This window comes from Allomuricauda sp. M10, from assembly GCF_020782875.1.
Taxonomy (GTDB): domain Bacteria; phylum Bacteroidota; class Bacteroidia; order Flavobacteriales; family Flavobacteriaceae; genus Flagellimonas.
In genome coordinates, this window is the sequence record NZ_JAJGBN010000001.1 from 1,085,348 (window position 1) to 1,093,094 (window position 7,747).

General features: G+C 45.3%; 8 protein-coding genes. 7 read left to right on the forward strand and 1 reads right to left on the reverse strand.

Annotation, left to right across the window (positions count from 1 at the left end; genetic code table 11):
• Positions 1-89 precede the first annotated feature (89 nt).
• From LKX84_RS05215 to LKX84_RS05245, 7 genes are all read left to right on the forward strand, one after another.
• Positions 90-2,066, forward strand: a complete 1,977-nt coding sequence (locus LKX84_RS05215) for a thiamine pyrophosphate-dependent enzyme (protein WP_228236053.1) — start codon at positions 90-92, stop codon at positions 2,064-2,066.
• An 89-nt stretch (positions 2,067-2,155) separates the two neighbouring features.
• On the forward strand, positions 2,156-2,641 hold the full coding sequence (locus LKX84_RS05220) for a lipocalin family protein (protein ID WP_228236054.1): 486 nt from the start codon (positions 2,156-2,158) through the stop codon (positions 2,639-2,641).
• 4 nt (positions 2,642-2,645) lie between these two features.
• Entirely contained in the window at positions 2,646-3,338 is a 693-nt protein-coding gene (locus LKX84_RS05225; RefSeq protein WP_228236055.1) for an OmpA family protein, read from the forward strand.
• Between the two features lie 167 nt (positions 3,339-3,505).
• Positions 3,506-3,838: a hypothetical protein gene (locus tag LKX84_RS05230; RefSeq protein WP_228236056.1), complete on the forward strand. Its 333-nt coding sequence runs from the start codon at positions 3,506-3,508 to the stop codon at positions 3,836-3,838.
• A 111-nt stretch (positions 3,839-3,949) separates the two neighbouring features.
• Positions 3,950-4,867 carry an EamA family transporter gene (locus LKX84_RS05235; RefSeq protein WP_228236057.1) on the forward strand — a complete coding sequence of 306 codons (918 nt, stop codon included), beginning with the start codon at positions 3,950-3,952 and terminating at the stop codon, positions 4,865-4,867.
• A gap of 65 nt (positions 4,868-4,932) precedes the next feature.
• Positions 4,933-5,487 (forward strand): DUF4251 domain-containing protein, encoded by a 555-nt coding sequence (locus tag LKX84_RS05240; protein ID WP_228236058.1) that lies wholly within the window; start codon positions 4,933-4,935, stop codon positions 5,485-5,487.
• Positions 5,488-5,581: 94 nt separating this feature from the next.
• Positions 5,582-6,757, forward strand: coding sequence for a PQQ-dependent sugar dehydrogenase (locus LKX84_RS05245; RefSeq protein WP_228236059.1), 1,176 nt, complete (start codon positions 5,582-5,584; stop codon positions 6,755-6,757).
• Between the two features lie 7 nt (positions 6,758-6,764).
• Here the strand turns inward: LKX84_RS05245 and LKX84_RS05250 are convergent, their stop codons facing one another.
• Positions 6,765-7,001, reverse strand: coding sequence for a hypothetical protein (locus tag LKX84_RS05250; RefSeq protein ID WP_228236060.1), 237 nt, complete (start codon positions 6,999-7,001; stop codon positions 6,765-6,767).
• Between the last annotated feature and the right edge of the window lie 746 nt (positions 7,002-7,747).

The following is a 7,747-nucleotide window of genomic DNA, read 5'->3' on the forward strand; positions in this document are numbered from 1 at the left end:
CCAAAAGTAATGAATAATGCCGAACGTTTTGGAATTTTGAAGGAAGATGGAACCCTTTTTACTACTTTTATCCTGTTGAATTTTTATCTATGAGGTATCATATTGGCGACCTGGACGAGCAAAGGCTGCTGGATTTGTACACTGGGATGTTAAAGCCCAGATTGATAGAGGAAAAAATGCTTATCCTGTTGCGGCAGGGCAAGGTTTCCAAGTGGTTCAGTGGTATTGGTCAGGAGGCTATTTCGGTTGGGGTTACCCAGGCTCTTAAGGAGACCGAGTACATTTTGCCCATGCACCGTAACCTGGGCGTGTTTACCTCTCGCAATATTCCTTTATACCGACTTTTTGCCCAATGGCAGGGAAAACAGAGCGGTTTTACCCAAGGTCGGGACCGCAGTTTTCATTTTGGGACCCAAGAATACAGGATCGTGGGGATGATCTCCCATTTAGGTCCGCAATTGGGTGTAGCCGATGGCATTGCCTTGGCGGACATGCTCCGAAGGAAAAAACGTGTAACTGCAGTTTTTACAGGAGAAGGCGCCACCAGTGAAGGCGATTTTCATGAAGCTTTGAACGTGGCTTCCGTTTGGAACCTTCCCGTTTTGTTCTGCATTGAAAACAATGGATACGGACTTTCTACGCCCACCAATGAACAATACAATTGCGAAAACTTGGCGGAACGTGCCAAAGGATATGGCATGGAATCCCGGATTATTGACGGGAACAATATTTTGGAAGTCTACACCAAAATCGATGAATTGTGCAAGGCCATTCGCAGAAGACCAAGGCCGGTTCTGGTGGAATTCAAGACGTTTCGCATGCGCGGACATGAAGAGGCCAGTGGCACTAAATACGTTCCGGAAAAATTGATGAAGGAGTGGGGCAAAAAAGATCCCATTGCAAATTATGAGGCTTTTTTGTTGGAAGAAGGCGTGTTGACCCCGGAAAAAATAGAACAGTTAAAAGCGGATATTTCGGAGGAAATCAATGAAAATTTGGATAAGGCTTTTGAAGAATCTCCAGTTTCTTTTAATGAAACTAAAGAATTAAATGAGGTTTATCATCCATTTGAATATCAAGAAGTAAATCCAAATTCAGAAACAAAGAACACCCGCTTTGTAGATGCCATTTCTGAAGGTTTGGAGCAATCCATGTACCGGCATAACGAACTCATCATCATGGGTCAGGATATTGCGGATTATGGTGGTGTCTTCAAAATTACCGAAGGATTCGTGCCCAAGTTTGGAAAAAGTCGGGTGCGGAATACCCCTATTTGTGAGTCCGGCATCGTTTCCGCGGCCATGGGTCTTTCCATCAACGGGATGAAAGCCGTGGTGGAAATGCAGTTTGCCGACTTTGTAAGCTCTGGATTCAACCCCATCGTAAATTATTTGGCCAAGGTACATTATCGTTGGAACGAAAAAGCGGATGTAGTGGTGCGCATGCCCTGTGGTGGTGGAGTAGGGGCCGGACCCTTCCATTCCCAGACCAATGAAGCATGGTTCACCAAAACCCCAGGACTCAAAGTGGTGTATCCATCCTCGCCCTATGATGCCAAAGGATTGTTGAACACCGCGATCAACGACCCCAATCCCGTGCTGTTTTTTGAACACAAAGGATTGTATCGTAGTGTGTACGGCGATGTGCCCACGGATTATTACACGTTACCCTTCGGGAAGGCCCATGTGGTCAAGGAAGGCAAGTCCATCAGTATTGTCACCTTTGGTGCAGGCGTACATTGGGCGTTGGAAACTTTGCAAAAACACCCTGAAATTGATGCCGATCTCATAGATTTGCGTACCCTTCAACCTTTGGATATCGAAGCCGTTTTTGCTTCGGTCAAAAAAACAGGCAAGCTCATTATTTTACAGGAAGACACATTGTTCGGGGGTATCGCTAGCGATATTTCTGCCATGGTGATGGAGGAATGTTTCCAATATTTGGACGCCCCGGTCAAGCGGGTGGGCAGTTTGGAAACACCGGTTCCTTTCGCCAAGGCCTTGGAGGAAAATTATCTCCCAAAAAAGCGTTTTGAGCAAGTTTTGTTAGACCTTTACGCCTATTAAAATAGGTTGATTTACCGATTTTCACATTTTGATAACAACTATAATTGCGCCCCAATTCGTATCTTTTATTGAACATTAACTTTAATCTTATGATCAAAAAATCAATTCTACTATTAGCTGTGATGGGAATTTTTATCTCATCATGTTCCGTTTCCAAGAGTGCAAGGGACCAAAGAAACCTTCTTAGCGGCACCTGGAACTTGGACAACGTTCACTACGAGAACAATTCCGGTAATTTTAAATCCGTCATTTTTAACGATGCAGAGGATATCTGCTTTGAGGACAGCGAGTGGTTCTTCCGCGACAACAACAGTACAGGACGATATACCATTAAACAAGGTAGTCTTTGTCAAGGTGGCGATCGCTTTTTCAGATGGTCCGTTGTGGAGCCTTCCCAAAACTACAGCAGTCAATTGCAGTTCAAGTTTATCGACGATAAGCGCAAGGACATTTCTGGAGGGTACGGCTACCGCTTGAACATTGTGAGCCTTACACCTCAGAACATGACCCTAAAATCCAACGTATCGGTTAACGGACAACCTGTTACCATTGTTTACGAATTCTCAAAAAAATAATCACATGAAAAAAATACTTTTAAAAGGAACCACAGCCGTTTTGGCCTTGAGCCTTATCCTGAGCTGTGACGCGGTCAAAAATGCAAACAATACCCAAAAAGGTGCCGTGATCGGTGCTGGAGGTGGCGCGGTTATCGGTGGAGTTATCGGTAACAACGTTGGAAAAGGAAATACGGCCCTTGGAGCCATCATCGGTGCCGTAGTGGGTGGTGCTGCAGGTGGTTATATCGGTAACCGTATGGACAGACAGGCCGAACGTATCGAGGAAGAAATTCCAGGTGCGGAAGTACAACGTGTGGGTGAGGGGATCAACGTAACCTTCAATGAAGATGCAGGGGTGTATTTTGACACCAACAAATCTGATGTAAAAGGAACATCTGCTACTACTTTGGACAAAATGGCCGGCATTTTTAAGGAATACCCAAAAACCAACATTTTGGTTGAAGGACATACGGACAGCGCAGGTAGCGATGAGTACAACTGGAAGTTGTCCCAACAAAGAGCGGAATCCGTTACAAATTATTTGATTTCGAAAGGGGTTTCAAGTAGCAGGTTTACCACCAAATGGTATGGGGAGACACAACCTCGTGAAAGCAATGAAACTGCAGAGGGTAAAGCCAAGAACAGACGCGTGGAGTTGGCCATTATTGCCAGCGATGAATTGAAACAAGAAGCTTACGAAAAAACCGACAACTAACATTCGGTTTTCAAATATTCCAAAAAGGTCCGATGTTCTGTACACCGGGCCTTTTTTGTTGATAATTGTTAACTAAACCATTAAATGAAAGTTAATTAAGGTACAACTCTGTAAGATATTACCTAACTTAATGGTCATAAAGCATCTATCCCCAAAAAACGATAGTCATGGCCCATATTGCAGAAAACAGCATTCACACCAAACAAGAGCTCTTGGTTCGAATGGAGCGGAACAATGCTACCATACAACGGCTTTTTAATAAGCTGGGTTCCTATACCAATGAGCCCAAATGTCCTTCCGACTTTGAAAAGTTCAATGCCCTAAAAAACAGTTTCAAGATTTTTACGAAACACCAAAAAGAAATCGCTGACCTTATCAAAAAGCAAAAGGATGGTATCAGCGCAGTCTTGGAATTTGAAATACGGGAACAAATGGGCAGGTTCCGCAAGCTGGAAAGCGATTTTGCAGCCTATCTCTTAAATATGGGCAAGTCGTTTTAAACCTACTTACCACTAACACATGGAAGCCATTTTGTGGTAAAAGATGGCTTCCATCTGTTTTATACTCTTTTAAACATCCGTAATATTGCAGGGCAAACAACTTGTCTTGGAATGGGAAGATCCTCAAACTCCGCACTGGTATTATTAGCCTTTTTTGCCATTTACTTCATCTGGGGATCCACCTATCTGTTGAACAAGGTTGCGGTTATGGAATTGCCGCCCTTCATGCTGGCTTCGTGCCGATTTGTTACCGCGGGACTCTTGATCTTTGTGATCGCCAAGTTCATGAAGATTCCGTTGACCATCACCAAAAAACAATTGCTCAACACCTTTTTGGCAGGCATATTCTTTCTCAGTTTTGGGAATGGGGTAGTGGTATGGGCCCTCAAGTATGTGGATAGTGGCTTTGCCGCCCTTGAGATCTCTGCCCAGCCCCTCCTTATTTTATTGTTGATGTGGATGCTTCAGGGTAAAAAGATACAACCCATGTCCTTTATCGGGGTGATTTTGGGCATCATTGGGATTTATTTATTGGTGAGCCAAAAACAGATTGTCGCCAATGAAGATTCCGTCATCGGAATGATTATGATCTTCTTCTGCTTGCTCAGTTGGGCCTATGGAAGCCTTTTTGTGGCCCGTGCCGATTTGCCAACCAATTACTTTGTAAACACCGGCTACCAAATGTTCACGGCCGGTATTACCTTGGCCTTGATGAGTTTGGCTTTTGGTGAAGAATGGTCCTCACCCATGGATTGGAGTGGCAAGGTACAATGGTCCATGATCCTGTTAGTGATTTTTGGCAGTATCGTCGCTTTTACCTCCTTCAATTTTTTGTTGAAAACCGTTTCCCCGGAAAAAGTGGCGACCTCTACTTATGTGAACCCCATTGTGGCCATGCTCTTGGGGTGGTATTTTTTGAAAGAACAGATTACGGTGCAATCCATCTTCGCTGCCACCATTTTGCTCACAGGGGTTTATTTCATCAATACCAAAAAGACCTTGGCCATTTTTGAACGCTTCAAACGTTAACACGGCGTTATTTATCTCGGAAATCCCGTCATTTTTTGTACTTTATAGGGTCAATTCCTTTCGCTATGAAAACCCTGTTCCATTCCGTATTTGCCGTTGCCTTGTTCATTTTGGCAGGGTGTTCCGCTACCTATCAGGCTACACCCGAAGAAGTGGCGGCTTTGGACCAAATGGTCCGTGACCAACGTTTCGAAATTCAGGCCACTTGGGCACAACCTATGGCCAGCCAAAGTTTGAACAGCATTGCCAACGCAGGACTTTTACCTCAGGGCAGCACCGCTAGCCGTATCGATATTTCAGGATCCCGTGGATATTTTCGAATGGTGGGGGATAGCGTCAAGGCCGACCTTCCCTATTTTGGGGAACGCCGGATGGGTGGCACCTACAATCCCCAACAAACCGGTGTCAAGTTCGAAGGTATTCCAAAGGAATACTCGTTGGAGCCCGCTACCAAGGGTACAGGTTATATCATCAAATTCAACGTGAACCAAGGCACGGAAGCCTATCAGGTAGTAGCCCAATTGTACGCCAACCGCACGGCACGGATTGCCATGTCCAGCAGCCATCGCACCAATATTTGGTATCAGGGTACCTTGGCCCCTTATGGGGAAAAAGAGTAGGATTATCACAAAAGTACGCCCACTTGTATTCCACATTTCCATCATTTTGTTTTAGCTTAGGGGGATCAGAAACTAAAACACCTAAAAACGCAACATGAAAATTTACGATTTGACCTTTAGGTCCATAACCCTTTGTGCACTTTCCCTGGCCGTGCTTTCCTGTAACGGAAAAAAGGAAGAAGCCACCGAGGAGGCCGAAGTGGAGCAAACTTATCAGGGCAGTTTGCCTTTGGACCGATTGCATTTGCCGGAAGGCTTTAAAATTGATGTGTATGCCGAAGGCTTGGACGGTGCCCGTTCCATGGCTATGGGCGATGACGGCACCCTCTTCGTAGGAACACGCAACGAAGGCGTGGTCTATGCCGTAAAAGATACCGATGGGGATTTCAGGGGCGATACCACCTATATTATCGCCAAGGATTTGGAGCAACCCAATGGAGTGGCCTTTAAAAATGGCGCCCTGTACGTGGGGGCCGTAAGCCGACTCTTCAAATTCCAGAATATTGAGCAGCAGTTGGAAAACCCTCAGGAACCCGAATTGATCTATGACGATTACCCGGGCAATTTCCACCACGGTTGGAAATACATCGCCTTTGGACCCGATGACAAACTATACGTGCCTGTAGGCGCACCTTGTAATATTTGCGACAGTACTTCGGTGGACGAACGCTTTGCGTCCATTACCCGTATGGATGCCGATGGTGGCAACCGCGAGATCATTGCACGTGGGGTGCGCAACACGGTTGGGTTTACCTGGCACCCAGAAACAAAGGAACTGTGGTTTACCGATAACAATAGGGACATGATGGGCGATGACACCCCTCCAGGCGAATTGAACCGTTTGACCGAGGTGGGTCAACATTTTGGTTTTCCATTTTGTCATGGAGGCACGGTTCCCGATCCTGATTTTGGTTCCCAGCGTCCCTGTTCCGATTTTGTACCTCCGGTACAGCCTTTGGGTGCTCACGTAGCGGCCTTGGGTGTCAAGTTTGATACAGGCAGTATGTTCCCCGAAAGTTATAAGGGCCACGCCTTTTTGGCCGAGCACGGCTCTTGGAACCGTTCCTCCAAAGTGGGGTACCGCATTTCCTTGGTGAAATTGGACGGCAACCAACCTGTGGGCTACGAACCTTTTATCTATGGTTGGTTGGATGAGGAATCTCAAGAAGCCTTTGGAAGGCCGGTTGACCTATTGTTCTTAAAAGATGGATCGTTGTTGATCTCTGATGATGTGGGCGACGCTATCTACCGCGTGACCTACAAAGGTTAGGGTCCGATCATAAAAAATTACCTAAGTACTTGGGCAATGGCATTTCTTCCATTTTCCAGGTACTTTTTTTTTGCTCCTGGTCCGTGACTTCCAAAAAGATCAAAGGAACGGTAAAAGTGCCAGGGGGTACGATCTTTTCCAAGGAAAAACACCAGCCCTTATGCCTAAAATGGTATTCCGTTTTGTCTTTTTTGGGAGAATTGAGGGAGGAACCACCAGTCACAATCAAACTCGATTCTTCCAACAACGTTTTTGGTTTGTGCCAACAGGCGTATTGCAGGGCACCGTTCCAGAGTTCACTTATGGCAATAATGTAGTGTTGGTTCTGGCAGAGGACCAGAATGCGTCTGATAAGGGGGTCTTGTGTAAAAATGGCTCAAGTAGGTTTTGGTTGGGACAGCATTTTAAACGTCCGAAACGGTAGGGTATTGTGTTAGATCCGGTTTCTTTTCCCCCAGTGGGCACCATGTAGCCATCCGGCAAGGTAGAGAATAACGCCCGCGGCGATCAAACAAATTTTCTGTAAGAGGTTTATCGTTTCTAATGTGGTCATATTCTTATTTTTTTGACCAAACTAACCTATGCGCAAAAATGTTGCACATGTAAATGACGGTTACAAGGTTTGGGTTGAGGAATCATGGGTTTGCGTTGATGTTATTTTGGTTCGATAGGTCATTCATCTGACCCCATTTTTTGTCCATTAAGGGATAATCATCCAAAGAGAATATCGTCATTCTGAATTTATTTCAGAATCCCATCCCATTGATGGACAAATGATGGTGAGAACCTGAAACGAGTTCAGGTTGACGGAAACCAATTTTTTGAGCAGATTCTTTTTTATTGATAAGTAGTCGGTCAATCCCCATAACGGAGAACAATCCATAGAGGACGTCGTCATTCTGAATGTATTTCAGAATCCCATCCCATTGATGGACAAATCATGGTGAGAACCTGAAACGAGTTCAGGTTGACGGAAACCAACTATTTGGA

Coding starts and splice junctions, on each gene's coding strand:
- LKX84_RS05215 (WP_228236053.1), top strand. CDS start 90: ATGAGGTATCATATTGGCGACCTGGACGAGCAAAGGCTGCTGGATTTG.
- LKX84_RS05235 (WP_228236057.1), top strand. CDS start 3,950: ATGGGAAGATCCTCAAACTCCGCACTGGTATTATTAGCCTTTTTTGCC.
- LKX84_RS05220 (WP_228236054.1), top strand. CDS start 2,156: ATGATCAAAAAATCAATTCTACTATTAGCTGTGATGGGAATTTTTATC.
- LKX84_RS05245 (WP_228236059.1), top strand. CDS start 5,582: ATGAAAATTTACGATTTGACCTTTAGGTCCATAACCCTTTGTGCACTT.
- LKX84_RS05240 (WP_228236058.1), top strand. CDS start 4,933: ATGAAAACCCTGTTCCATTCCGTATTTGCCGTTGCCTTGTTCATTTTG.
- LKX84_RS05225 (WP_228236055.1), top strand. CDS start 2,646: ATGAAAAAAATACTTTTAAAAGGAACCACAGCCGTTTTGGCCTTGAGC.
- LKX84_RS05230 (WP_228236056.1), top strand. CDS start 3,506: ATGGCCCATATTGCAGAAAACAGCATTCACACCAAACAAGAGCTCTTG.